The organism is Psychrobacter sp. AntiMn-1 (genome assembly GCF_001854065.1).
GTDB lineage: Bacteria > Pseudomonadota > Gammaproteobacteria > Pseudomonadales > Moraxellaceae > Psychrobacter > Psychrobacter pacificensis.
Genome location: NZ_CP012969.1, coordinates 2,119,211 through 2,145,193, shown reverse-complemented (window position 1 = coordinate 2,145,193; position 25,983 = coordinate 2,119,211). Strand labels below are relative to the sequence as shown.

The following is a 25,983-nucleotide window of genomic DNA, read 5'->3' as shown; positions in this document are numbered from 1 at the left end:
ATTTTAGGTGTTATAGCGTGCGCTTTTATATTTGGATTTTTTAAGCGACGTTCTTGTTTACAGCGTAATTGGCTGCCCATGCTTCAAGAATATCTTGGTAAGGCTTGATAAAATGCGTTTCGGTAAATTTGCCTTGTTTGACCGCCATTTGGCTACGCTCTTCACGGTCATAGACAATCTGCGTGAGCGAATAGTCTTGGTATTTTAGGCTTGGCTGATAGACCTGACCTGCCGTTGAATTGGCGTTATAAATCTCAGGACGATAAATCTTTTGGAACGTCTCCATCGTGCTGATTGCGCTGATCAGCTCAAGATCGGTATAGTCGCTGGTCAAATCACCCGCAAAATAAAACGCTAATGGTGCAGCGCTGCCCTCAGGCTTAAAGTAACGTACGACTAGGCCCATCTTATGAAAATAATCATCGGTCAATGAGTACTCATCTTGCTTGTATTCTACGCCCAATACTGGATGCTGATTGGCAGTACGATAATAGGTCTTGCTGGTTGAGACACTCAAGCAAATCACAGGCTGTTTGTTAAAGTGGGCTTTGTAGGCCTCTGAGTTCAATAAATATTGAAACAATTTGCCGTGTAAGTCGCCAAAGTCGTCAGGCGCTTTGGTATTTGGATGCTTATTAAAATGCTCCAGTAGCACCACGCTAAAATCATAATCGCGCACGTAAGATGAGAAACTGTTGCCAATCATGCCATCGATGCGCTTGTTTTCTTTATGGTCCACGATGGTGGTTTGTAGCATCTCAATCACAGGGAACGCATCGCCATTGCCTTCGATATCCATGTTGGCAGACACGATGTCCACTTCGACCGAATAACGATCGGCATTGGGGTTGTCCCAATGTGCCAGCGCGTTAAAGCGGTTGTTAATCATGGTCAACGCTTTACGCAGATTGTCTTCACGCTGCTCGCCGCGCGCCAGATTGGCAAAGTTGGTCGTCATGCGCGTGCTGCTGGCAGGCTGATAGTTTTCATCAAAACGAATGTGCTTGATTGAGCATGCAAAAGGCTTAGTCATGGTGATTCCTACCCTACAAATTGAGATAATACTAAATGTCTGTATGGGTATATTTAAACAAATCTTTAACATGAATAAAAACGATATAAACTTATTATAAGTTGAATTTTATTCATTATTAGTAGTTGTGACTTTTTTTAATCATAAATACGTCATTTTCTATTAGATATATTTTATAGATAGAAAAAAACCTTAAGACAGCAGCGCTACTATCTTAAGGTTTATTAGTTTTACTTCTGAAAAATATACATCACCAAAAATCTTACTTTACGCTACACCCCAAACCCACAAGCAATGCTGTTATCTTTTTTATCAAACGTTAAATGCGTAAAGCCCTCGCCTGTCACTTGATAGCCGCTACTGTCGTTTTTGGTTACGGTGTTAATATCATGTTTATCAACAGGCAGCGTAAATCCACTGCGTAGCGACTGTGGGTTATTGGCAAAATACAGCTTTAAATGCGACCATTCAAAACCGCTGAGATATTCAATTTTTGAGAGCTGTTTACCAAAGGCGGTCGCGTTATTTAGCGTGTAAGTGGTGATGGTTTCGTCCAAATGCTCCAGTTGCTCCTCATCAGACGAATTGTAAGGTTTGATACGTGTATCGGTATCAATAATGGACTGCTGATACGCTATGGGCAAGCTGCTGGTTGTCGGGTTAGGATAATCACAGCCTTTTTGCATGGATTTGAGATATGGGGTCCAGTCGGTACTGGCTGCCTGCCGCGTTGCACAACTGGTTAGTGATAAGGCGGCGACCATACTGAAAATGATGGCGGTTAGCTTCATGAGTGCCTCCTAATGACAAATCATAGAATACGGTTTGATAATGGCGTTACTATAACGTATTGATATATCAGACAATTAAACGATAAGTAAAAAGGCATATGGGTTCTATGACAGTTTGGTTGTGAGAAGTATCAAATAACCCCATACGCGGTAGTCACGTATGGGGTGCATGATCATCATGATGACTGTGTATTGCAGTATGTTAAATATGTGGGCTTCTCTTCTTCCCATGTGGCACCAGCCATTTGGCAAACCATCCCGATAGATCATCCATCAATGTATATACCACCGGAATCACTACCAAGCTTAGTAGTGTCGAGGTGACAAGGCCGCCCAGCACAGCTGCGGCCATCGGGCGACGGAACGTCGGATCGGCATCGCCCCACCCAAATACCAAAGGCAGCATCCCTGCGCCCATCGCAATGGTGGTCATGATGATAGGCCGCGCACGCTTGCGACAGGCATCCATAATGGCCTCAAAACGCGCGAGCCCGCGGCGCTGAGCAATCAACGCGTAATCGACGAGTAGGATTGAATTTTTGGTTGCGATACCCATGAGCATAATAAAACCAATCATCGACGGCATCGACAGACTACTATTGGTAATGACCAAACCCACAAACGCACCGCCTATCGATAACGGCAGTGCCATCAAAATGGTAAATGGCTGTAATAAACGGCCGAATAATAAGATCAGCACGCCCAAAATACAGACCACACCGACCGACATGGCAATGACAAAACCACTAAACAGCTCTGCCATGTTTTCTGCCTGACCTTGGTCAATGATGGTAATCGATGGCGGCAGCGTCTGCATCGCTGGTACCGACTTGACCGCCTGCACCAAGTCGCCAAGCTCGCCATCAGAAGGCTGCACAGTAATACTAATGGCGCGCTCACGATCGAGCCGGTTGATCTGGGCCGGGCCTGTCCCAAAATTTAGATCGGCCACCTCGCCCACGCGTACCCCTTGTCCTGCAGGCAGCGCGCTTGGCACGTATAGGCCTTCTAATTGGCTGACGTTTTGCTTGGCAACATCGGGTAGACGCACCACGATAGGAATCTGCCGAGTATCGAGATTAAGCTTAGATAAGCGCTGCTCATAGTCGCCGACCGTCGCCACTCGTAGCGTGGTGGCGATATCTTGCGTGGTGACGCCTTTATCTGCCATCGCCAGTCTGTCAGGCATGACCGTAAGCTCTTGCCTCGGCAGGCTACGGTCACTGGTCACTGCGCCGGCGCTGGGCAGCGCTCGGATTTCAGTCATAATCTGCTGGGCGGTCTGCTCTAGCACCTCTGGATTGGTACTGGTCAAAGAAAAGTTATAGCCTGTCTCACCGCCGCTCGATAGACCAACGGTAAAGCGTGCGCCAGGTACCTCCGCGAGCAGATGACTGATTTTGCGCTCAATCTCTTGCTTAGAGATACGCTCTGCTCGCGGCGCAAGGACGATATCTAGCCCTGCGATATTTTCGGCTTTGCCGCCAGAGCTGGGCTCCATAGCAGCTTGCGCCTCCCCTACCGAGGTAAAGATATTGGTCACTTCGGGCATGGCCAAGATACGCTCACTGGCCATCGCTGCCACGCGCTCGGTATCTTCGAGCGCCACATCTGGCGTCAGCTCAATCTCAACACGCGTCTGATCGATATCATTGTCAGGAATAAAGGAAGTTGGTAGCAACTTCACCAGCATCAATGAAGCGACAAACAGCATCAAAGTTGCGCCGATGGTGATCCAGCGTTGTCGTAAGGTCCATGAAACAATCTTAAGATACCAATCCATCAGCGCGCTTTGTTTTTCCACGCGATTTTTTTCTGGCCGCAGTACGTAAGCTGCCATCATCGGCGTGATCAGTCGCGCTACCATCAAGGACGCAAATATCGATAAAGCCGCTGTCCAGCCAAACTGACGGAAGAACTGCCCAACAATACCGCCCATAAAGGCCGTCGGCAAAAACACAGCAATCAAGGTAAAGGTAGTAGCAACGACTGCCAGACCAATCTCATCAGCCGCTTCCATCGCCGCCTCATAAGGTGTCTTGCCCATACGCAGATGACGAATGATATTTTCGACCTCTACGATGGCATCATCGACCAACACCCCAATCACCAATGACAATGCCAATAAAGAAATAATATTGAGACTAAAGCCAAACAGATACATACCCAAAAAGGTAGGAATAACGGACAATGGCAACGCCACAGCTGCGACAATGGTCGCACGGATATTGCGCAAAAATAAAAACACCACCACGACGGCCAATAGTCCACCTTCTATCAGCATACGCAGTGATGCTTGATAATCCTCGGCAATAGGGGTGGCTCGATCATAGACTTTTTCGATGCTGATATTACCCGTATCGGCCGCCAGTTTGGCAAGCTCGGCATCGACGCGCTCCATGACCTCGACCTCACTGGCACCGCGCGAGCGGGTGATGTTAAACGCCACCACCGTCTGCCCATCGAGCTTAGCAATCGAACTTGGGTCAGCAGCACCATCGGTGATTTGCGCCATACGTCCAAGCGCTTGCGTCCCGCCAGTGGGAACTGCGACTTGTACATCGTTAAGCTCATTCGCTCGCTCAACGGCGCCAAGGACACGGATGGTCTGCGTGGTTTTACCGACCTCGGCTTCACCACCTGAGCTGTCCTGCTGAATCCCAGCGATTTGCTGCGATAGCTGAGAGATAGGAAACTTTAAACCACTGAGCGCAATCGGGTCCGCTGCCACGGTGATCTCACGCTGCAGGCCACCGATACGGCTAACGGTACTGACACCAGGGATATCAGATAACCGTTTGGTGACCGTATCATCAACGAACCAAGACAGATCTGCCACATTCATGTTTTCTGCGGCGACAGAATACGTCACCACCGGAAACCCTGCGGTTGAGACCTTAGTAATAATCGGATCATTGGCCGCGGCTGGCAGATCCCCTCGCACCTCACCGACGGCTGAGCGCACATCATCGACCGCTTCTTGGATGTCTTTTTCTAGGACAAACTCAGTGACCATGGTGGCAGCGCCGGTTTGTAGGGTGGTGCGAATATGCTTGACACCTTCGATACTGGTCAGCTTATTTTCGACTTTTTTGGCAATGTCGTTTTCGAGCTGGGTAGGTGCCGCGCCAGGCAGGGTGACGGTCACTACCACGGCAGGCAAATCAATGTCAGGGAACTGCTGCACCTTCATTTGCATAAAGCCATAGATACCGCCCAACGTCAGCAGTACAAACAGCAAAATAGCGACCAACGGATTTCTAATCGAATAAGCAGATACATTTAGGCTCATGAGCGCGCCTGCGAAGCTGTATCAGCGTTATTATTGGATTGATTAAGACCATCGACGATGCGCACCAAATCGCCATCGTTTAAAAAACTACCGCCTTGCTTGACGATTTGACTGTCGCTCGGCAATGGCTCTGTGACCGCCACACTATCGCCGAGACGCTCACCCAAACTCACACGCTGCTGCTTGATACGGCCTGTTTTTTGCGCTGCGTGGTTGGTGCGAATTTGTGTGACCATCATCACATAGTCATAGCCATCATTGCTGACCACCGCACTGTTAGGAACGGTTTGGGTGTTGCTGCTACCCAATAAAAACTCACCCGTTTGATACATGCCAGCGCGTACTTTTGCGTTGGCCGCTAGGCTAGCATAGATGGTGATTTGGCGATTATTATCTGCCGTCGGTGCGATACGGTTCACCTGTCCCATCACACTATCATCACCGGGTAGAGCGACTCGTACAGGTGTACCAATATTGATATCGCCGACAAGCTTTGGATCGATATCTGCGCGCCATTCTAATTCCCCGCCTTTTATGATGGTAAATAGCGGTTCACCGCCTGCGACCATGCCGACGACCATGCCGACCTCCACCATTTTATCACTGATGACGCCGCTGACTGGCGCAACTACTGTGGCATTATCAAGGGTCAAACGCTGATTGCTTAAACGGGCTTTGGATGCTTGCAAAGCTGCGCGGGCACGTACCTCAGAAGTACGGTAGCGATCGGCTTCTTGTTTACTAATGGCGTCAATATCGATGAGTGGCAATACGCGGGCCGCATCGGCGCTGGCGTTGGCAAGTGTGGCTTCTGCCTCTGCCACATCTGCCTCAGCTTGCAGCACTTGCTGCTCCATCGCATCGGTATCAAACATTGCGAGCACTTGCCCCGCTCTCACGCGGTCGCCCTCTTCGACCAATACACGCTCGATGGCCACACCACTGACTTTTGCACTGACACTAGCGATATCTTTGGCGTTGATGGTGCCATCAGCGCTAAGTGTGCGACCGATATCATCTTGGCTTGGGCTAACGGTTTCTACTGACAAAACAGACTGCTCCATACTCGCAGTGCTATCAGCTTCATTGCCACCTGCCACACCACTAGAGGCGACTGGCTCCTCTCGTAACTCGTCTGCACTACCGCCCCAATACTTACCTAGCACAAACCCAATCACCAGCACCGCAATCAATGCAGGTATGAGCAACGGGGGTAGTTTTGCAGATTTATTGGTAGAGGTAGCCTCAGCTTGACGATACGGGGGTAGCTCAGCGTGTTGAGGTGTCTCAATATTGGTTTGCTGTCCGCTAGTCGGTTCTTGCTTATTATCAGGGTCTTTAAAGTCACTCATAGTCGGTCTCTATAAATACGGATAATAATAAAAGCAGCGCTTAAACGCTCACTTAAACCATTACTCAAAAACAATTACTGGACAGCCACTAGTCAGAACAGCTTATGAATTAGTGGTTAGTGCGCTATTTCTTTGTAGCAAGCTCATTGCGAGATTTTTTGCAAACGATTTAAGCTGTTGTTGTAACTCTGGTTGCTCATAAACCGACCCGCCAAGCGTGGCTTGTTGTAGTGACGAGTCTGTAAACATACCGATGGTAAAATAAAGCAAGGTGAACAGGCGCAATGGCTTAGTATGATCGTCAGTTGGACCAAGAAATGTAGACAGATAGCCTTGAAACCGCGCCAATACTTGAATGTCATGTTCAAACAAAGTCACCATTTCTGGGTTATTTTGTACTGAGATATTCTGTGACGCTAGCTTAGCAATCGCTGGATTCTCAATCAGTAAATCCAAAGTTTTATCGATCCACTGCTCTAACGCTTGGGCGGGCTCAAGTGTACTATCTGCAATCGCGGCTTCTGTTTGAGACACAAAAGCCAACAGCTGACGAGCATGCATTCTACATACCGCTTCATACAGCGACCGTTTGCTTTGCCAGTGAAAGTGAATGGTGGAAATATTCTTGCCAGAAGCCTTGGCAATATCTCGAGTAGTAACCGCTTTAAAGCCTTTAGCCGAAAACAGCGCTTCGGCGCATCGTAAAATGGAGGCGGCGCTACTACTAGGTTCAGATTCGACTCGATCAAGCGCGGTTTCAAAGTCAATTTCAGATAATTTTGTCATGGGTCATTATTAATCAATCAATTGATTGAGTCAAACGTTTTAGATATCCAAACGGTATATAATAATAGCCCTTTTAAGCATTGGTATAACGACTCGCCTCAGGCATCCAGCGATGAATCAATTGGCTGACATCCGCTTTTCTGGTAGGGTCTGCAATCAAGTGCTTGGCCAAACGCTGCGCAATCGCAAATAACTGCTCATCACGGATAAGATCGGCCAAATAATAGCCAACATTGCCTGTCTGGCGTTTACCGAGCAGTTCACCCGGTCCGCGCAGCTCTAAGTCTTTTTGAGCGATAACAAAACCATCAGTGCTATCACGTAGCACGTTCAAACGCTCCGTGCCTGTTTCTGATAATGGTTTTTGGTATAACAACACACAAAAGCTCTTGGTTGAGCCGCGCCCAACGCGCCCGCGAAGCTGATGCAATTGTGAAAGCCCTAGACGCTCCGCATTTTCGATCACCATGAGTGATGCATTGGGCACATCAACCCCCACCTCAATCACGGTTGTGGCAATTAACAAATCCAAATCACCCGCCTTGAACGCCTGCATGATGGCTTGTTTATCCGCAGATTTCATTTTGCCGTGTACTAAACCAATGCGAATGTCTAAGCGCTCATTTAAATCTTCATACGTGGCTTCAGCTGCTTGTGCATCGAGCACACTAGACGCCTCGACTAAGGAGCACACCCAATATGCTTGCCTGCCCGCTTCGCAATTCACGGCAATGCGTTCGATCACCTCATCGCGGCGATTACGATCGATGGTCACCGTGGTAATGGGGGTACGTCCTGGCGGCAGCTCATCAATGATAGAGGTATCCATATCGCCATAAACGCTCATGGCAAGCGTTCGTGGAATCGGGGTAGCGGTCATGATTAGCTGATGCGGTGTGCTATTGGCAACGCCTTTATTGGTCAATGCCATACGCTGCTCAACACCAAATCGATGCTGCTCATCAATGATCACGAGCCCTAGCTTGGCAAACTGTACTTGCTCTTGAAACAAGGCATGCGTACCAACGACAATTTGTACCGTGTTTTCCGCAACCGCTTCTAAGGCCTCGCGGCGCTGTTTGGCAGTTTGCTTACCCGCGAGCCAACCAACACCGATACCTAGCGGCTCAAACCATTGCTTAAAGTTCACGAGGTGCTGCTCTGCTAAAATCTCAGTCGGCGCCATGACTGCCACCTGCCAACCACTATCAAGCGCATAACCCGCCGCTCCTGCTGCAACCAAAGTCTTGCCAGCGCCCACATCGCCTTGTACCAGTCGTAGCATTGGGATAGAGGTTGCCATATCAGTCGTGATGTCTTTCATCACTCGTTTTTGTGCACCTGTTAGATCAAACGGCAATGCACCAAACAGCTTATCAGCTAGCGGACTGTGGGTTGTACATTTGGGTGCTTTGTGCTGATGCAGCTGCTGACGACGGTACAACAGGCTAAGCTGATGGGCGGTCAACTCTTCGATAATCAAGCGCTGACAGGCAGCGTGAGTACGCGCAGTCAGTTGGGTCAACAGTTTGTATTGCTGGCTTGCGTTGGTGTAGGTGGGCGGTGTATGTAGCAGTACTAGCGCTTCAAATATCGTTAAGTTATAAACATTGCTATGAGCGATGCGAGCAGCTGCGCTATGGCTATCATTATTGACGTTGTAAACGGACGCAGTAGGCCTATTCACACTATTGCCAATCACATGATCAGGCACACTTCGCGCCAATGTCGAAAAAATATCTTCTGGAAACTCTGTCTCTAGCAGTAAAGATTTGGCTGGCTCAAAAGGTACTAATGGTAAGTCAGCCACGACGGCAAAATCCTCCTTCGTAAACAACGTCATCGGTAGACCCTGACTACGAACCGTTTGCAGGGCCAGCTTGATCAAAGTGCGTAGTTTATTTTGGTGCAAGCCTTTCACACTCGGATAAATGGGCTGTAGACCCGTATCAGTCGTAGCTATATTATCTGTGATAACTTGATATTCAGGATGGTGTATTTGTTTGCCGTAACGACTGACTTTGACTTCACCAAACAGCTGTAATCGCGTCCCCACATTCATGGTCTGCGCAAGGCCGCGATAGACTTTAAAAAACCGCAAAGCTATGGTGCCCGTATCATCGTTCACAGTTACGGTCATGCCGCTACGTTTAGTATCGACATGGACCACACGTCCGGTAATCATAGCCGACTGTCCGTGAGCCACTTCTGCGATTGATACCAGTCGACTGCGATCTTCATAATCACGCGGCAAATGCAGTAGCAAATCAAATATCCGCTTAATATTCAATTGTGCCAATTGCTCCGCTACCTTTGTCCCAACACCTGCCAACGCTGTCACTGGCATATCTAACGCCGAGAGTGGCAAGTCAGGCCTTATATGGTCTGCTGAATTGGCTGAAGAAACATTCATCGATACTGGCATCAAAGATCCTAACAAGGTTATTTATTATTTTTATCTATGTCATCGGCTGTTTTAAATATAACTCACCTAAGAAAGATTGTCATAAAATGACCCGTAAAAACAGCAAAATATAAACATCGATTCATCTCATTATAGCTGAACAGTCAATGACTTATGCTAAGCTATTCCGTCATGACTGCAAAACCCTTTAAGACAACTTGTTTACATCTATTATATAAATAGTAGCTGTCTTATTTTCTACAACATGGTTTTTCTGCATCATGGTTTTTATAAACTACGGTCATTTTATAAGGTGTTTTTTATGTCAGACTCTGCTCTATATCGACCGTCTCATCAAGGTTTAAGTATATTACGTCTTAGCATGCTTGCCATAGTTGGGTTATGCGTCAGTGCTTGCAGCACCCTAACACCCACTGCTCAAACACCTAAAACGCCAGAGCCTATCGTGAAGTTACCTAGCGTCGCATTGGTCTTGGGTGGCGGCGGTGCCAAAGGGTTTGCCCACGTGGGTGTGATAAAGGCATTGGAAGAGAATGGCATCAAACCTACCCTGATCGTCGGCACGAGTGTCGGCAGTTTAATCGGTAGCCTGTATGCCAGTGGATACGCGCCGTTACAGCTTGAGCAGTTGGCACTGACCACCACCGATAGCCAGTTGACAGACTTTACCTTATCCAATCAAGGCTTTGTCGAAGGCATCAAACTCAAAAACTTTGTGAATGAAAAAGTTCGCGGACAAGTCATAGAAGACTTTCCAATTACCTTTGCCGCCGTTGCAGCAGAAAAAAACACCCTAAAAAAAGCCGTCTTTACCACAGGTAACGCAGGGCTTGCTGTCCAAGCATCCTGTAGCGTGCCCAATATTTTTATTGCCCCGCGTATTCCAGAAAAAGTCGGCAAAAAATATATTGACGGTGGCGTGGTCAGCCTCGTACCCGTTGACAGCGCACGCGACTTGGGCGCTGATATTGTTATTGCTGTTGATGTGACTGCCGCTCAAGTCAATGGCCCTATTGATAATAGAGCAATAACCATCAGCTCATTAAGCGACTTTTGGGGCTTTCTCGAAACCAATATCGTATCCCCTACCAATCGCTCCCCATCAATAAGCCGCGAACGAGATCGCGCGGACATTGTCATTACGCCTAATGTCGGTCGTAATAGCTCAATAGATACCAGGCAGCGTCGTACGCTGATAGAAGCAGGTGCACAAGCCACAACGCCACAAATCAACGCCATCAAACAGCTGATTCGAGAGAAATCTTCTAGCAAATATGCGACGCTTTGATTAACTCTATTGCGTACTCATCACAAGAGTTAAGCGACATTAGATCCAATGCATAAAAAAGCACCACCGTTATAAACGGTGGTGCTTTATCAATAATAAACATCATTATCTGACGAATTTTTTACTATGAAAGTCTTAGCGTTACTTTACGCGCGCGCGATATTTCACTGCAACGGTGTCGTTCAAACCAACACCTTCAAGATCCCAACGAACCGCTTTATAGTATTTTAGTGCCACATCTTGTAGTTGATTGTCTACCTTGGTACGTAGTGGCATACGGGCGAAGTTGTTGCCATCGACACTCCCATATGGGAACTCAGGTGCCACTGTACCAAGCAATTCTACTTGATCCGGAATACTCATGGTGACCGTCATCTTACGGACGCGATCGGCATTGGTGTTGGTAAAGTAGCCTTGATACTCCAATACGTTACCTGATTGCAAACGAGTATTTGTATCGACAGGGACGAGTACTTCTTGACCATTGGCATCAACACTGACCAACGACGCGGTAATTTTACTATTAACCGCTTGAGCACTTGAGTTGCTGCTCGCATTTGTATTGGCTTGAACTGCCATTGAGCTATCAACTGCTTGCTCTGGTGTTGGCAGCATGGCAGATGCCTGCGTGACTACCATCGCACCGATGAGCGTACCGGCAACAACGTGAAATAAGCGATGACCGCTCCAAGCACTAAATGGGCTAGCAAATTGGTTACTTTTTTTCATAGTTCTCATTATCCCTGATTGATATATCGGTAAAGCACAGATGGCAAAAACTGAGTTTTCTTAACACATAGTCAATAATTAAAAGAATCAGATTCATTATTTTTATTGATTATCTTCGTTCATTGACAGTAAAGCAATAGCGCTTAGCATAGCAAAAAGCATTTGTAGGTACATTAACCCCGTGTTGAGGTTGTGTATATCACCGATGGGCAATAAAAAGACCTCAACACAGCTGAAATAAAAGATAGCTCATAACCGCGTTTTTTGCTATGGTAAATCTTTAGCGTTAGGCATTTTTTTGCTACGCCCTTTTTCTTATTCTAACGACTACTGCTCCCATTATGACTACTAGTTCCATGCCACAGATTAACCCTGAATACGTCCATTGGTTCCGTAACTCTGCCCCATACATTAATACGCATCGCGGTAAGACTTTCGTGATTATGTTTGGCGGTGAAGCGGTCAATCATCCTAACTTCAGCACGCTGATTCATGACTTTGCCTTGCTCCATAGTTTGGGTATCAAGCTGGTACTGGTACACGGGGCGCGACCGCAGATCGAAAAAAACCTAAAAGACGATAATATTGAATCTCCGCTGCATCAAGACATTCGTATCACGCCGCGTGCTGCAATGCCCGCTATCCTACAAGCGGTTGGCGCGATTCGCTTACAGATCGAAGCACAGCTGTCGATGGGACTGGCCAATTCACCGATGTACGGCTCACGTATTGACGCCATCTCAGGTAATTTTGTCACGGCGCGCCCTTATGGCATTCGTGAAGGCATTGATTATCAAATGACGGGTGAAGTGCGCTCTATTGACGTTGAAGCCATCAAAAACAATCTACTGCATGACCATATCGTGATTTTGGGCTCTATGGGCTATTCTGCGACGGGTGAAGTATTTAATTTGCTCGCTGAAGACGTTGCACTTAGCGCCGCAGTAGAGCTGGGTGCTGATAAGCTGATATTTTTGGGCGAAGAAGCAGGTATCAATGATGGTGATCGTTTGCTACATGAGATGATTCCTAACGAAGTGGATCGCTTCTTACGTGACCGTGATTTGAACTGTGAAATCAATTATTTCTTGAACTGCGCAAGCTTGGCTTGCCGTCAAGGTGTCCATCGCACGCATATCATCTCCTATGCCAAAAACGGTGCACTATTAGAAGAATTATTCACTCGTGACGGTTCTGGTACGCTAATTAGCCATGATCCTTACGAAGAAATTCGCCGTGCCAATATCGATGACGTCGTTGGCCTTATCGAGCTGTTATCCCCTCTAGAAGAGCAAGGTATCTTAGTCAGCCGCTCACGTGAACGCTTAGAGCAAGAAATCGACAACTATAGCGTCATCGAACGTGATGGTATGATTTTGGGTTGTGCAGCCTTGCATACGCTAGACGCAGAGTCCGCAGAAGTCGCTTGTGTTGCCGTACGTCCTGAATATCGCAATGGTAGCCGCGGTGCTGATTTGCTGGCATTCTTAGAGCAGCAAGCACGCAGTCATGGTCTACATAAACTGTTTGTACTGACCACGCGTACTGCCCATTGGTTCGTTGAGCAAGGCTTTGCGGAAGTTGAGGCAAGTGCCTTACCAGCAGCACGTCTGGAGAAGTACCACAATGGTCGCAACTCTAAAGTCTTTCAAAAAAACCTATAATTTATAGACAAACTGATATAAAACCTCTGCGCATAAAAAAGCCTTCATAATCATTATGAAGGCTTTTTTTATAGATGAATGCTTCAGCCGCGCATTACTTTACTTTTAATAGCTCAACCGTAAAGATAAGCGTGCTATTTGGCTCGATACCAGCGTTACCCGCTTCGCCATAGGCGATGTCTGATGGGATATAGAACTCGTACTTGCCGCCCTCTTTCATCAACTGTAGACCTTCCGTCCAGCCAGCGATTACTTGGTTTAGTGGGAACTCAATTGGCTCACCACGCTCATAAGAGCTGTCAAATACGGTACCATCGATCAATTTACCCTCGTAGTTCACTTCCACCACGTCAGTTGCTTTTGGCGATTTACCTGTACCTTCTTTTAATACTTTATATTGCAGGCCAGAATCCGTTTGCTTCACGCCTTCTTTTTTCGCATTTTCTGCTAAGAATGCTGTGCCAGCAGTTTTATTTTCTGTTGCTTTGGTTTGCATGTCTTTTGCGAACTGCTCTTCTTGCTCTTTTTGATACGTCATCAATACTTCTTGCATTTGCTCTTGGGTCAATGCTGAATCATTGCCTTCGTAACCATCACGGAAACCTTTTTCAAAAGTATCCAGGTTCAAATCTTTGACAGCTTCTTTATTGCCTTCTGCCATCATGAATCCTAAGCTATAGCCCACTTTTTCACTTGCTGAGCTTTGCTCTGTGATAGAAACGCTTTGAGCAGCTGTTTCTTGACTGCCGTTATTGGTGCTACAGCCTGTCATTAACAACATAGCACTAGCAAGGGCACTAATGCTTAAAGTAGTGATTTTTTTCATAGATTACTCTCTGATTGTAAGAATAGTGGCGAGATGTCACATTGCTCTATAATAACAAATCTTAGTTTTAGGAACCACGCTTTACATGAAATTATCGGGCGAATGTACAGTCTGTGTTAATATTTCGTATTATAATAACAAGTTATCACACAAATATAGTGGCAGGTAAAGCTTTCTATCTTTAAATCCATCAATACATAGGCTAAGCTAGATTGGGTAAGGAGATAAGTAATCGAATGTTGGTATTTATCATTGATATATGAGTGTCAGTAGCAAAGTGATAACTAAAAACCAGCCTGATACTTTTGATAATTACCTTTATTCGAAAATGATAATATCTTCCCATAACTCAATTTAAAGACACTATTTATAATAAACTATCTGTATATTTGTCTCATTCAACAGTGATTGTAATAACAATACTTTTGAGTGTTACCTATAGAATGATTCAAGGAGGATAAGATGAACCCAATGTATACATCTTTTAACGGTTATCTTGGTGGGCCTATCGGTTCTATCATTGGCGCTATCTTGATATTTATCATTGGTTGGCTGGTCGCACTTGGTATCGCAGCACTTGTCCGCGGTGTGCTCTCTAAAGTCAATCTTAATCAACGCATGAACTCTTCAACCGGTAAAAATTACGATCTTGAGGGAATTATCTCCAAGATTGTTTTTTGGTTTATCTTTATCATTGCTATTTCAGGGGCCCTTAACCAACTAAACTTAAACTCAATCTCGGCACCATTTGCAAATATGGTTAATCAAGTATTGGCATTTATCCCTAACCTCATCGGTGCGATCGCGCTTGGTGTAATTGGTTGGGTTATCGCCACTGTCGCACGCACTGCAATCAATGCGGCGCTTTCTAAAACGACAATGGACGAGCGTCTAAGCACACAAGCAGGCGTAAAACCGATGAGCAGCACCATCGCTGATATGGTTTACTGGTTCATCTTGTTGGTTGTTTTGACCATGGTACTCGGTCAGCTAGAGCTTGATGGTTTGTTTGCACCATTGACTAATATGGTCGACAAAATCTTCAGCTTTATCCCTAACATCCTAATCGCTGGTGTAGTCTTTGTTGTTGGTTATATCATTGCCAAAGTCGTACGCGGCATTGTGACCAACCTTGTTTCTACTTTTAATGTTCAAGAGTTAGCGACGAAAGCTGGCTTAAGTGAACAAAACAGCCTACCTAATATTGCCGGTTCGCTAGCATTTTTAGTGGTTATTATCCCAACGATTATTGCTGCTTTGAACGCATTAAAAATCGACGTTATTGCTCGCCCTGCGACCAATATGTTGAATAAAATCATGGAAGCATTGCCTAACATCTTCATGGCAGTGGCTATCTTATTTGTGACTTTTTATGTTGTACGTATGGTTGCAAATATCGTCAAAGGATTGCTTGAAAACACTCAAATCAATCAAATGCCTGCCAAAGTTGGCTTGCAAGAGACTATGGGTGACAAGAGAATCTCTGACTTAGTTGCTTATGCGATTATCTTCTTTGCTATGCTATTTGCTGCTATCGCAGCTGCTGATTTACTAGGTTTCGAGCCTATCTCAGCTATTATTACGATGTTTATCGCATTTGGCGCTAACATCATCTTAGGTGCGATTATCCTGTTCATCGGATTTTGGCTTGCCAATATTATTGCAGGTGTTGTTGAGCGCTCTGAACAAGGTTCACAATTCTTAGCAAACATTGTGCGTGTATTGATTATGGGCCTTGTACTTGCTATGGGTCTAAAAGCAATGGGTATTGCAGATTCAATCGTGAATCTAGCATTTGGTCTAACGCTAGGTGCCGTCGCCGTCGCCTTTGCCCTATCATTTGGTCTTGGTGGCCAAGAAGCAGCCGCACGTTTCCTACGTAAAATGCAAGATAGAATGGATCGTGAGCGCGACGAAGCAAAAGCAAAATCCACGCTGCAGCCAAGCTCATCAACGCAAGAAAAAGTTGCTGATTCAGTTCGTGACAACACACCTTCAGCTGCTAGCACGTCAACGACTGATTTGCGCACTGATGTGATTGACACTCCTCGCGTAGATATTGATACCAATGATATCTATAACAGTAATCAAATCCTTCCTGGTAATGATCTTAACGATGACATCAATAAATAAGTATCAATAATTACCTACTCTTAGATAAAAAAAAGACAGCCTAGGCTGTCTTTTTTTGTGAGTGTCAGTATAAGTTAGACTTACAGCAGCTTCTAGCAGAATACTCAGCTCGATTTTCAAAATATGTTACGTGCTCATTATTTCTTTCGCGCTGGTATAGAAAGGCTTAGACGTACTTGAGGCAACTTGTCAGATTGAGGATGACTTTCAGAGTTTTGAGCAGTTTGCTTCTCTGCCTCTTGCGTATTTTGATGCGACTTTTTGCTCTTTAATTGTTGTATTTGCTTGGTTAGCTGTCGCTCTCTTTGCGTCATCGCGTCCACTGACTGAATCCACACATCAATATCGATGAACGTTTCATTTGCCTCAGTAATAAAGTCGATACCGAGTACAACGATATGATGCAGCTCTGCTATTGGCAATCGAGTCGCAACATCCTGTGCAATTTTTGCTAGATTCGGTTGAATAACATTTTTGCTATTTTTTGCTTGAGCGTCTTGTCCATAGAATATCAGTACATAATGCCGCCCCAAGGTTTCGTAGGAATGCTGATGTACGATATAACCATCTTGTTGCAGCGTCTTACTTTGCTTAGGATGTCTATATAGCGTACGGATCAGCTCATGACGCGAAAATAAAGACTCATCTAATAGTTGCTGCTGCCAACGAAACCCCAACGGCTCAGTTGATGATTCTTGGCCATTACTAGATGTCTGCTTATCAGCATATGCTGCTATCATTTGTGTACTGAGCTGTGACCATAGCGTGGCTGCCTGCTGCATATGCTGTTGGTACATCTGCGCAGTCGTGCTCTGATTCTTATATGCAAGCGCCATGGCCACCAACGCTGGATTAGGTTTGTCCTGAATGTCGTACTTGATAAGTGCATTGTCTACTGTGATCGCAGGTGTGAATAAAGAGGCGCTTTGCAAAAATTCAGCGACTAGCACTTCTTCTGATACAAAACTTGGGACATGGCTGATAGCCGAATATTGTAGTTGCTCTAAGTGATAATTCAAAAACCGCCATAACTCATAGGGTGTCTGTACCGCAACCAGTATTGAGTGCCAGTCATGCCAGCTGAAGACTTGCAATTGCTGCCCGCCCTCACTCATGTCTACAACCAAGTCCTCCAAAAAATAACGAGCACCAAAAGCATGTTGCAAGTGATTTAATTGCTTGCTGTCCTGACTATCAGTATTTTTCTTATGACCATCTACTACATTATCAGTCAGCTGAATATCGAAAACCAAAATATCATGAGTCTGTGCAACATGTTCATTTTGAGACAATGATGATTTATGCCATGCCAGCGCAGCTTTTATAGCAGTCATACGTGCTCGCTCAATATCAGCTGAGCTTGTACTCATTGGCAAGTATAATGTCAGTGCCAGCAGTTGCAGCTTGCCCGACGAAAGCTGGTAATGATACGAGCGTGCGCTATAGCGAGCATCATATTGCTGTTCAATAGTCTGCATACCAGCTAGAGCGATGTCTACCGCTGCTGTCTGTAAGTAACAGGCCAGCTCACTAGCAAGGTCAAGGTAGCCCCCATCGGATATTATAGTAGACGAATGAGACACAGATTCTAGCCCTTTATAATCTTATGATGTGTGATGAATGACATTTTGGCTGATTAAAATGGTGGCATATTTATAAACGCATATTTATAAACATAGTCATCAGCATTTCAACATTTTTACGAATGTAAAATTACGCTACATAAGCACTATCAGACGCAGTCGCTTTCAACGTAATGACTTGTTATGATGATATCAAAGCAGCAATGCTTGTGCGTGGATCTTATAGTTATAAGCTGCGCTCACGTATTAATGTCAGGTACGTTTATCGAATTTTAATAAGCACTATATAATAACAAGGATTGAGCATTATGAAGCGTTTTAAAGAAAAAACCGTCATTGTCACTGGAGCCGGCTCAGGTATGGGACGCGCCACTGCTCTGCGTTTCGCTAATGAAGGCGCGACTGTGGTACTAGTGGGACGAACCTCTGAAACTTTAGAGGAGACCGCAAAACAGTTTCCAGAAGATCATACATGGATTCATACCGACAACTACATGACCATCACCTGTGATATTAGTGTACAAAGCCAAGTACAAGAAATGGTAAAACGAGTGATTGAGAGGTTTGAAAAGCTCGATATCGTCGTCAATAATGCGGGCAAAGGTATGGAAGGCAAAATAACGGACTTATCTAGTGAGGATTGGCACGCAGCTATTGATGTCAATTTAAATGGTACTTTTTATGTCTGTCAGGCTGCAATGCCGCATCTCATCAAGACACAAGGCAATATCGTCAATGTCTCATCGCTCTCAGGTATCGGCGGTGATTGGAACATGGCCGCTTACAACGCTGCCAAAGCAGGCGTCACCAACTTGACACGTACGTTAGCGATGGATCATGGCCCTGATGGTGTGCGCGTCAATGCGGTCAACCCTACCGCGACTAAGACCAACATGACCAAAGACATGCGAGAAGATCAAGAAAAGGTCGATAAATTTTTAGCACGCTGCCCTCTAGAACGCTTTGTGACTCCTGAAGATATCGCCGCCGCGATTACCTTTTTAGCCAGTAATGATGCCTCTATGATTACTGGGGTAAATCTACCAGTTGATGGTGGTGTCAGCGCATCTAATGGGCAGCCACAGTTTTAGTATATTGGCTGTCTGATGGATAAGTATTAAAGCGATTCAATTAAAAAAGCCTCACTTATGAACTGCCCCCCATAAGTTGGACACAACTTATGGGGTATTTTTATGCGCTACGATCTAGACTTTAAGCTTGAAGTCATCGCATACTATATGCAAGGACATACTGGTCGTGCTACAGCTGAGGAATTTAACCTAGATAATAAGATAGTTATCAAATGGGTTAAGCAATATCAAAGCGGTGGTATTGAAGCTATCAAACCAAAGACCAGCAAAGCTTACTATAGTCACGAGTTTAAACACAAAGTCATTACAACGATGCTTAGCCAAGGCTTAAGTCAATTGGAAGTTGCTTTAAGGTATAACATCAGCTCACCGGCGCTTATTAGTCACTGGCATAAAGCGTATCGACTAGAAGGCATATCTGGACTCATCTCCAAACCTAAAGGTAGAACCGTCATGAGCAAACCCTTCATTACAGACAAACCAGAGGATGAAAAAAGCTTAGCAGAATTGAAGCGTGAGAATGAGTACTTACGTGCAGAGGTTGCCTACCTAAAAAAGCTCGATGCCTTGCTCAAAGCGGAGGAAAAAGCAGGCAAAAAGCAAGGCTCATCGAAGGACTAAGAGAGCGCTGCTGTTTATCTGACTTACTTAAAGCCGCTGGTATGCCTAAAAGCGTCTTTTACTATCATAGAGAAAAGCTTGGTGATAAAGATAAACATGCTGACTTAAAACAGCGTATTACTAAGCTGTATCACCAGCATAAAGGCAGGTACGGCTATCGTAGAATAACGGCAGCGCTAAAGCAGTTAGGTAGCCATTACAATCACAAGCTCATCGCTAAGCTTATGCGTCATTTAAACTTAAGTGCACGGATTCGACGACAAAGATATCGCTCTTATAAAGGTGTACAAGGCAAAATTGCAAAGAATTATTTAAAGCGTCAGTTTCATGCAGATAGACCAAACACACGCTGGCTCACTGATATTACTGAGTTTAAGGTAGGTGATCATAAGCTATATTTATCACCGATACTCGATTGTTATAACAATGAGATCATCAGCTATACGCTCTCAAAGAGACCTACCTATGATTTGGTTAGCAAGATGCTAGATAAGGCGTTAGATAAGATAGATACGCACCAGAACAACCGTTTAATGCTGCATTCAGATCAAGGCTGGCATTATCAGATGAGACCGTTCAGTAAGGCGCTTAAACAGCACGGTATTAAGCAAAGCATGAGCAGAAAAGGCAACTGCTTGGATAATGCGCTGATGGAGGGGTTCTTTGGTACGCTGAAGTGCGAGACGATTTATATTGAGAAACCAAAATCGATTGAGCAGTTAGAACAACAGATTCATGAGTATATGCATTATTACAATAATGAGCGTATTCAACTCAAACTAAAAGGACTGAGCCCTGTGCAGTACAGAACTCAGTCCTTGGTATAAACTAAACCGTCCAAGTTTCGGGGGTCAGTTCAAATTTAGTTTCATATCAGGGGCTTTTTTGTTTTTAGAGCTAAATTATAAAAACTTATTAAGGCCAGTACCAATAATGCTGTCACAAGCTTTATTCAGCTGCGTTATTAACATCCTGTAGCGGCTGCGATAAACGCTCAGGATGGCGCGGCATCACGCCTTGGTACTGGGCATAAATTTTCGGTAAATCTGCTTCGATATCGCCAGTTGGATGGACCAGAGACAAAAAACGAACTTCTTTAGTATTATAATCTAACGCTACTGGTAAGATAGGTACATTGGCTCCTACTGCCAAGTAATAAAACCCAGTTTTCCAGCTGTCAGTATATTTGCGCGTGCCTTCAGGCGCTAAACCCAAAAACAAAGTCTTATTATTTTTAAACTTATCGATACTCGCTTGTAGCACTGAGCCTTTGGCTTCGCGATTAATAGGTATGATACCAAGCCAGCGCATGAGCTGCGCCAGCACTGGTATTTTGAACAGCGTATGCTTGCCCATAATACTGATTTTGAGATCCAGTGCAAACAAGCAAGGTAGCGCATATATCCCGTCGATGTTGGAGGTATGAGGGACAGCCAAGACCACCGCTTGTGAGATATTAGGGATAGAGCCTACGGTCTTCCAGCCCGCCGACTTCATCAGCATACGACCTATTTTAGGAGTCAGTTTACCGCCGCGCTTAGGGATTAAGTTGCCCAGATCTTTTTTATTAAGCTCAGGCAATACTTTAGAGCGTCTGTTCGCAGTAGGTTTAGCAGTGGGACTGGTTTTTGGGTTTGAGGACATAATAGCACTACACAATGAGAATACCCCATCATAGCATTAACCTGAGCGGACTAACTTATTATTTATATTTTGCTTTATTTGTATAGCTTGACTAGATTTTAGTCATAAAAAAGGGATAACGCTTAACGCTTATCCCTGTGTGAAAATCGTTTAAAAACTTTGTAACTCTATAACGCAATATCGGCTAAGTTACCTTTACTCTCAAGCCATGACTTGCGATCAGCGGCACGTTTTTTCGCCAGTAGCATATCCATGAGGCCATTGGTCAGTACCATATCGTCCATATCAAGCTGCACCAAGCGGCGCGTATCGCGGCTCATCGTCGTCTCACGTAGCTGCTCAGCACTCATCTCACCCAGTCCTTTAAAGCGCGTGATTTGCGCTTTTTTATTGCCCGATACCTTGGCTAATATATGCGCAAGCTCTGGCTCATCTAGCGCGTAATGCACCTCTTTACCCACATCGACACGGTATAACGGCGGCATGGCAACGAATAAATGACCGGCATCCACTAGCGCAGGGAAATGCTTCACAAATAACGCGCAGATCAGCGTCGCAATGTGCAGGCCATCAGAATCAGCATCTGCTAAGATACATATCTTGTCATAGCGCAGCTCGGACAGATCATCAGAGGCAGGATCCACACCGATCGCAATAGCAATATCATGAATCTCTTGGCTTGATAGTACCGTATCCGAAGAGACTTCCCATGTATTCAAAATCTTACCCCGCAGTGGCAATATCGCTTGATAGTGACGATCACGTGCTTGCTTAGCACTACCGCCTGCCGAGTCACCCTCTACTAGGAACAGCTCTGCGCCATCGCGCAAATCACCGCGACAATCCGCCAATTTTCCCGGTAACGCTGGTCCCTGAGTGATTTTCTTACGAGCGACTTTTTTAGCTGACTTTAGGCGACGTCCTGCTTTATTAATCGCCAATTCAGCAATCTGCGTGCCCATATCCGCATGTTGATTTAGCCACAAGCTAAAGGCATCTTTTGCCAAGGTCTGTACAGCGGCTGCAGCTTCGCGGCTAGAGAGACGTTCTTTGGTTTGACCAGAAAACTGCGGCTCAGAAAACTTCAGGGATAAGATATAGTTCACCCCATCCCACACATCTTCTGCGGTTAGCTTCACACTGCGTGGTAATAAATTATGAATATCACAAAACTCACGTAACGCTTCTAAAATACCTGTACGCAGTCCATTGACGTGGGTACCGCCCTGCGCTGTCGGAATCAGGTTGACATAGCTTTCTTGAATCGGTGTACCACCCTCAGGCAGCCAAGACAAGGCAAAGGTCACACCCGCACGTTCGCCCGCTTTTGCATCATAATTATAATAAAACGGTGCTTCAGGTAGTGTCTCAAGACCGTCTAGCTGCTCGCTTAGATACTCGACAACCCCATCGGTAAATTGCCAAACGACCTTTTCATCATTGATATCATCGGTGAACTCAATCGTTAGTCCCGCGGCCAAAACCGCTTTGGCTTTTAAATTATGCTTGAGCTGCTTAACGTTAAATTTGGGCGTATCAAAGAAACTACCATCGGCCCAGAAGTGCACTCTGGTACCACGTTTGCGTTTGTTTGAGCTGACTGATTCCGTCAACGGCGTCACGGCTGCGCCATTTTCAAACGCCATATCAAACTGGGTACTATCACGCCATACCGTCACTTCAACGTGCGTAGATAGCGCATTGACGACAGAGATACCCACACCATGCAGACCGCCCGATACTTCATAATTAGAAGTCGAGAACTTACCACCCGCATGCAAACGGGTCAAAATCAGCTCAATACCGGATTGACCAAACTCAGGGTGAATATCGGTTGGCATACCGCGCCCATCATCTTCGACAGACAGCGATCCATCACTATGCAGCTGCACTTTGATGGTTTTGGCATAACCCGCCAACGCTTCATCCACCGAGTTATCAATGACCTCTTGCGCCAAATGGTTTGGTCGCGTGGTATCGGTATACATACCTGGGCGACGACGTACGGGTTCCAGCCCTTCTAAAACTTCTAACGATTGCGCATTATATTGACTCACAAATGCATCCTTAACTATTCATGTGCGTTTAACTCTATAAAACCATTATAACCAAAAACAGCGACGTTAAGGTCAATAGTCCATCGTTCACGTCATATAATGTCGTCTATCTAAGACCTTACTAACTCTCGTAGCATCTCTATCACCATCGGTAGCTGCTCACCAAAGTCACTAAAGCGATGGTCTCCTCCTGCTTGTACGGTTACTGATGCGCCCTGACTTTGATAAAAGGCCTGAGACAACTCAGCGTTTAATAGCTCATCACCTTGTTTCAGCAGTACAGCAACTTTATTAGGAGAAGTGACTTGAGAAATTTGATGATCTGCAAACCACTGCAAATCTGACGGCGTAATACGCCAGCCACCTGCCGTCGTATGCAGGACTTTATTATCCGATGACTCATCACTACTATCTTGATTTGATGCTGAGTTATCAGAAAAGCGCTGTAGCGTGATATGAGGCTGTGTGCTAGGATTTAGCAGCAATGCAGGACAATCTATTTGATTACTGATTAAGGTAGAAAAATACCCACCCAATGAGCTACCGACCAATACCGTGTTGGACGATCCCGTCTGTTGGTCTTTGCTATTATTTAACCCTTCTATCAATGACAACAACTGCTCACGCACTTGCGCAGGCGATTTATTAAGATCAGGGCGCAGCACCGTGATATCAGGATGATGCTGCTGGCAATATTTTTCTAACAGCAGCCCTTTAGTCGAGTTTGCATCGCTGTCCAGTCCATGGATATAAATCAGGTTCACGTATCATCTCACTTATTAATTTTGTTATGATTGTCTTATATAGACCAGTGACGCTAAGCATAGCACCCGATGCACAAAAATAATAACAATAAAACGGCACACTATTAGTCAATATTTGCGACATAATAATATAGTCATAATCGTCTGGTACCAGTCAAAGGAATGACGGTAATCGCAATGGAGTCGCCATGAATCAACAGTTTGAGCTGTTCGACATTGACAACCCTTGTATCGGTGTCTGTCAAAGCAATAAAAAAGGCTATTGCTTTGGTTGCCTGCGCAGTCGAGCCGAGCGCCAACGATGGCATGATATGACGACTGAGCAGCAACGCGAGGTGCTGAGGCTTATCGCAGGACGTAAGTTACGTATAGAGCTCATGCGACTGCGTAAGAATGAGCAGTTAGGATTTGATTTTGAAGAAAAGTTTGAGATGGGTGAGTTGTTTTGAAAGGTACAGATAATAAGAAAAATTACTCAAGGAACATAAAGCTTATATAAGAAGGTTCTAGCTCATTTTCATTACACCACAGGTCGAATCTATCTCGCTCACTTGCAATAAAACCTTCATCATCATCAGTGATCATAATATAAGTATTGGGGCTGTAGTAGATAAGGATTAAATATCACACCATTTTCTCAGGAATTTTAGCTGATTAGATGGTGAACCATAGTTAAATCTAAACTCACATTCTTTTAAAAATAAATGGAAGTTCTTCTTATCGATCCCATTATACTTTCTGAGTGTTCGTTTAGACTGATTCCAGAAGTTCTCAATGCCATTGATGTGATTGTTTTTACCGCAAGTGAACTCTTTAGAGTGATTGACTCTGAAATGTTTAAACTCGCTCACATCCAGTGCATTGTAACTTCGATAGCTATCCGTATAAACAAAGCTGTCAGGCTTGATTTTACGCTTAATAACAGGCATTAGAGTAGTCTGTTTGGTGTCTACTACGACAATGGTATACACCTTACCGTTTCGTTTTAGAATCCCAAATACAGCGGTTTTACCAGCAGCCCCGCGACCTCTTTTGCCTTTGCGTACACCGCCGAAGTAACTTTCATCTAATTCGACCTCACCATCAAAAAGCTCATCAGCTTCTAATGAGAGATGGTAATCTGGTGATGGTTCAAAAAGTAGGCTAACATTAGACATACCCATGATTGATGTAAAAGAAAGCTAAATCAAAGGCTTTAAAGTGATTTTCCAGCTTTTTAGAAAAGTTACAACTTCGCCTAAATGCTCGCCTTACTCGATGTCTGATAGTGCAATTATTACCTTCAATACCGACCGTGAAAAACTTGCCAATGACTTGGGTAAAGCCCTTAAAACCAGTAACAAAGCTATCCCAGGTATCACTAGCGATTTTAGCACAACTTACGCCTAAAGCTTTCAGCTTAGCTTTAAGCTTTTTGACAGTGTTAAGGTCTCGTTTTCCCCACACATAGGCAACAATTTCACCTGTGTCACGGTGATAGGCATAAATTAGCCATTGTTTGTTGGTCTTTTTACCTACGAATGTCCAAAGCTCATCTACTTCAAGACAGTCATATTGCCTTTGCTTGGGGGTTATTTGGTAGTGACACTTTTTTAGGGTGGCTAGTACTTTGCCTTTGCTAATTTTTTCAACGCAAGCGATGTCTTTTATGCCACTGCCTCGAACCATAAGATGGCGTATTTTGCTATCTTTTTGGGAGTGACAGCCTTGGTACGTTAAGGCATGGTCGCCAATAAACTGCCGTTTGCAGTCTTTGCATTTATAGTTTTGTTTACCATAGCTTTTGAAGCCATTTTTCTTTATACTGTCACTTAGACAGGCTGGGCATTTGATGTATAGTGTGATTTGCATTTCACTATTTTATCAATTTCTCAGCCTGTTTTTTTTCAGCCTACTTTTTGAAC

The 25,983-nt window shown here is 45.0% G+C and carries 20 protein-coding genes and 1 pseudogene; 7 read left to right on the top strand and 14 right to left on the bottom strand.

All coding sequences use genetic code 11. From position 1 onward, the window contains the following. Positions 1 to 40 precede the first annotated feature (40 nt). The 6 genes from AOT82_RS09095 to recG form a co-directional block, all read right to left on the bottom strand. Positions 41 to 1,033 carry a DUF1852 domain-containing protein gene (locus AOT82_RS09095; protein WP_071002731.1) on the bottom strand — a complete coding sequence of 331 codons (993 nt, stop codon included), beginning with the start codon at positions 1,031 to 1,033 and terminating at the stop codon, positions 41 to 43. A gap of 272 nt (positions 1,034 to 1,305) precedes the next feature. Continuing rightward, on the bottom strand, positions 1,306 to 1,824 hold the full coding sequence (locus tag AOT82_RS09090; protein WP_071002730.1) for a hypothetical protein: 519 nt from the start codon (positions 1,822 to 1,824) through the stop codon (positions 1,306 to 1,308). Between the two features lie 202 nt (positions 1,825 to 2,026). Then, positions 2,027 to 5,116, bottom strand: coding sequence for an efflux RND transporter permease subunit (locus AOT82_RS09085; RefSeq protein ID WP_071002729.1), 3,090 nt, complete (start codon positions 5,114 to 5,116; stop codon positions 2,027 to 2,029). Then, entirely contained in the window at positions 5,113 to 6,468 is a 1,356-nt protein-coding gene (locus AOT82_RS09080; RefSeq protein ID WP_083328910.1) for an efflux RND transporter periplasmic adaptor subunit, read from the bottom strand. Before AOT82_RS09080 ends, AOT82_RS09085 begins: the two co-directional genes overlap by 4 nt. 102 nt (positions 6,469 to 6,570) lie before the next feature. Beyond that, positions 6,571 to 7,254, bottom strand: coding sequence for a TetR/AcrR family transcriptional regulator (locus tag AOT82_RS09075; RefSeq protein WP_071002728.1), 684 nt, complete (start codon positions 7,252 to 7,254; stop codon positions 6,571 to 6,573). 73 nt (positions 7,255 to 7,327) lie between these two features. Beyond that, a complete protein-coding gene (gene recG, locus AOT82_RS09070; protein WP_071002727.1) occupies positions 7,328 to 9,679 on the bottom strand; it encodes an ATP-dependent DNA helicase RecG in 2,352 nt (783 codons plus the stop codon). 301 nt (positions 9,680 to 9,980) lie between these two features. Here recG and AOT82_RS09065 point away from each other — a divergent pair, with 301 nt between their 5' ends. Continuing rightward, the gene (locus AOT82_RS09065; protein WP_071002726.1) at positions 9,981 to 10,967 is read left to right on the top strand and encodes a patatin-like phospholipase family protein; all 987 of its coding nucleotides are present in this window, start codon (positions 9,981 to 9,983) and stop codon (positions 10,965 to 10,967) included. A gap of 141 nt (positions 10,968 to 11,108) precedes the next feature. On the opposite strand, the gene AOT82_RS09060 is transcribed toward AOT82_RS09065, so the two are convergent. Further along, the gene (locus AOT82_RS09060) at positions 11,109 to 11,696 is read right to left on the bottom strand and encodes a hypothetical protein (protein ID WP_058025061.1); all 588 of its coding nucleotides are present in this window, start codon (positions 11,694 to 11,696) and stop codon (positions 11,109 to 11,111) included. A gap of 341 nt (positions 11,697 to 12,037) precedes the next feature. Between AOT82_RS09060 and argA the strand changes: the two genes are divergently transcribed. After that, positions 12,038 to 13,360, top strand: a complete 1,323-nt coding sequence (argA, locus tag AOT82_RS09055; protein ID WP_071002725.1) for an amino-acid N-acetyltransferase — start codon at positions 12,038 to 12,040, stop codon at positions 13,358 to 13,360. 94 nt (positions 13,361 to 13,454) lie between these two features. Here argA and AOT82_RS09050 read toward each other — a convergent pair whose 3' ends face one another. Further along, entirely contained in the window at positions 13,455 to 14,186 is a 732-nt protein-coding gene (locus AOT82_RS09050; RefSeq protein ID WP_058025059.1) for an FKBP-type peptidyl-prolyl cis-trans isomerase, read from the bottom strand. A 462-nt stretch (positions 14,187 to 14,648) separates the two neighbouring features. Between AOT82_RS09050 and AOT82_RS09045 the strand changes: the two genes are divergently transcribed. Beyond that, positions 14,649 to 16,319 (top strand): mechanosensitive ion channel, encoded by a 1,671-nt coding sequence (locus AOT82_RS09045; RefSeq protein WP_071002724.1) that lies wholly within the window; start codon positions 14,649 to 14,651, stop codon positions 16,317 to 16,319. A gap of 137 nt (positions 16,320 to 16,456) precedes the next feature. Here AOT82_RS09045 and AOT82_RS09040 read toward each other — a convergent pair whose 3' ends face one another. After that, complete coding sequence (locus AOT82_RS09040) at positions 16,457 to 17,902, bottom strand: hypothetical protein (RefSeq protein WP_071002723.1); 1,446 nt, start codon at positions 17,900 to 17,902, stop codon at positions 16,457 to 16,459. A gap of 308 nt (positions 17,903 to 18,210) precedes the next feature. Between AOT82_RS09040 and AOT82_RS09035 the strand changes: the two genes are divergently transcribed. The 3 genes from AOT82_RS09035 (at position 18,211) to AOT82_RS09025 (ending at position 20,441) form a co-directional block, all read left to right on the top strand. Further along, positions 18,211 to 18,993, top strand: a complete 783-nt coding sequence (locus tag AOT82_RS09035) for an SDR family NAD(P)-dependent oxidoreductase (RefSeq protein WP_071002722.1) — start codon at positions 18,211 to 18,213, stop codon at positions 18,991 to 18,993. Positions 18,994 to 19,095: 102 nt separating this feature from the next. Then, positions 19,096 to 19,614: a helix-turn-helix domain-containing protein gene (locus AOT82_RS09030; RefSeq protein WP_071001283.1), complete on the top strand. Its 519-nt coding sequence runs from the start codon at positions 19,096 to 19,098 to the stop codon at positions 19,612 to 19,614. After that, positions 19,602 to 20,441 (top strand): IS3 family transposase, encoded by an 840-nt coding sequence (locus tag AOT82_RS09025; protein ID WP_227517198.1) that lies wholly within the window; start codon positions 19,602 to 19,604, stop codon positions 20,439 to 20,441. The genes AOT82_RS09030 and AOT82_RS09025 overlap by 13 nt, the downstream gene beginning before the upstream one ends. A gap of 121 nt (positions 20,442 to 20,562) precedes the next feature. Here the strand turns inward: AOT82_RS09025 and AOT82_RS09020 are convergent, their stop codons facing one another. From AOT82_RS09020 to AOT82_RS09010, 3 genes are all read right to left on the bottom strand, one after another. After that, positions 20,563 to 21,258: a lysophospholipid acyltransferase family protein gene (locus tag AOT82_RS09020; protein ID WP_071002721.1), complete on the bottom strand. Its 696-nt coding sequence runs from the start codon at positions 21,256 to 21,258 to the stop codon at positions 20,563 to 20,565. A gap of 167 nt (positions 21,259 to 21,425) precedes the next feature. Next, complete coding sequence (gene parE, locus AOT82_RS09015; protein WP_071002720.1) at positions 21,426 to 23,315, bottom strand: DNA topoisomerase IV subunit B; 1,890 nt, start codon at positions 23,313 to 23,315, stop codon at positions 21,426 to 21,428. A gap of 110 nt (positions 23,316 to 23,425) precedes the next feature. Continuing rightward, positions 23,426 to 24,079 (bottom strand): YqiA/YcfP family alpha/beta fold hydrolase, encoded by a 654-nt coding sequence (locus AOT82_RS09010; RefSeq protein ID WP_071002719.1) that lies wholly within the window; start codon positions 24,077 to 24,079, stop codon positions 23,426 to 23,428. A gap of 188 nt (positions 24,080 to 24,267) precedes the next feature. Here AOT82_RS09010 and AOT82_RS09005 point away from each other — a divergent pair, with 188 nt between their 5' ends. Continuing rightward, on the top strand, positions 24,268 to 24,528 hold the full coding sequence (locus AOT82_RS09005; protein ID WP_071002718.1) for a DUF1289 domain-containing protein: 261 nt from the start codon (positions 24,268 to 24,270) through the stop codon (positions 24,526 to 24,528). Between the two features lie 168 nt (positions 24,529 to 24,696). On the opposite strand, the pseudogene AOT82_RS09000 reads toward AOT82_RS09005, so the two are convergent. Then, positions 24,697 to 25,200: pseudogene (locus tag AOT82_RS09000) on the bottom strand (IS1595 family transposase); the annotation flags it as partial. 28 nt (positions 25,201 to 25,228) lie between these two features. Continuing rightward, positions 25,229 to 25,930 (bottom strand): IS1 family transposase, encoded by a 702-nt coding sequence (locus tag AOT82_RS08995; protein WP_071001266.1) that lies wholly within the window; start codon positions 25,928 to 25,930, stop codon positions 25,229 to 25,231. Positions 25,931 to 25,983: the final 53 nt, after the last annotated feature.

Coding starts and splice junctions, on each gene's coding strand:
- AOT82_RS09035 (WP_071002722.1), top strand. CDS start 18,211: ATGAAGCGTTTTAAAGAAAAAACCGTCATTGTCACTGGAGCCGGCTCA.
- AOT82_RS09060 (WP_058025061.1), bottom strand. CDS start 11,696: ATGAAAAAAAGTAACCAATTTGCTAGCCCATTTAGTGCTTGGAGCGGT.
- AOT82_RS09030 (WP_071001283.1), top strand. CDS start 19,096: ATGCGCTACGATCTAGACTTTAAGCTTGAAGTCATCGCATACTATATG.
- AOT82_RS09090 (WP_071002730.1), bottom strand. CDS start 1,824: ATGAAGCTAACCGCCATCATTTTCAGTATGGTCGCCGCCTTATCACTA.
- AOT82_RS09065 (WP_071002726.1), top strand. CDS start 9,981: ATGTCAGACTCTGCTCTATATCGACCGTCTCATCAAGGTTTAAGTATA.
- AOT82_RS09095 (WP_071002731.1), bottom strand. CDS start 1,033: ATGACTAAGCCTTTTGCATGCTCAATCAAGCACATTCGTTTTGATGAA.
- AOT82_RS09085 (WP_071002729.1), bottom strand. CDS start 5,116: ATGAGCCTAAATGTATCTGCTTATTCGATTAGAAATCCGTTGGTCGCT.
- AOT82_RS09045 (WP_071002724.1), top strand. CDS start 14,649: ATGAACCCAATGTATACATCTTTTAACGGTTATCTTGGTGGGCCTATC.
- AOT82_RS09005 (WP_071002718.1), top strand. CDS start 24,268: ATGAATCAACAGTTTGAGCTGTTCGACATTGACAACCCTTGTATCGGT.
- AOT82_RS09075 (WP_071002728.1), bottom strand. CDS start 7,254: ATGACAAAATTATCTGAAATTGACTTTGAAACCGCGCTTGATCGAGTC.
- argA (WP_071002725.1), top strand. CDS start 12,038: ATGACTACTAGTTCCATGCCACAGATTAACCCTGAATACGTCCATTGG.
- AOT82_RS09020 (WP_071002721.1), bottom strand. CDS start 21,258: ATGTCCTCAAACCCAAAAACCAGTCCCACTGCTAAACCTACTGCGAAC.
- AOT82_RS09080 (WP_083328910.1), bottom strand. CDS start 6,468: ATGAGTGACTTTAAAGACCCTGATAATAAGCAAGAACCGACTAGCGGA.
- AOT82_RS08995 (WP_071001266.1), bottom strand. CDS start 25,930: ATGCAAATCACACTATACATCAAATGCCCAGCCTGTCTAAGTGACAGT.
- AOT82_RS09050 (WP_058025059.1), bottom strand. CDS start 14,186: ATGAAAAAAATCACTACTTTAAGCATTAGTGCCCTTGCTAGTGCTATG.
- recG (WP_071002727.1), bottom strand. CDS start 9,679: ATGCCAGTATCGATGAATGTTTCTTCAGCCAATTCAGCAGACCATATA.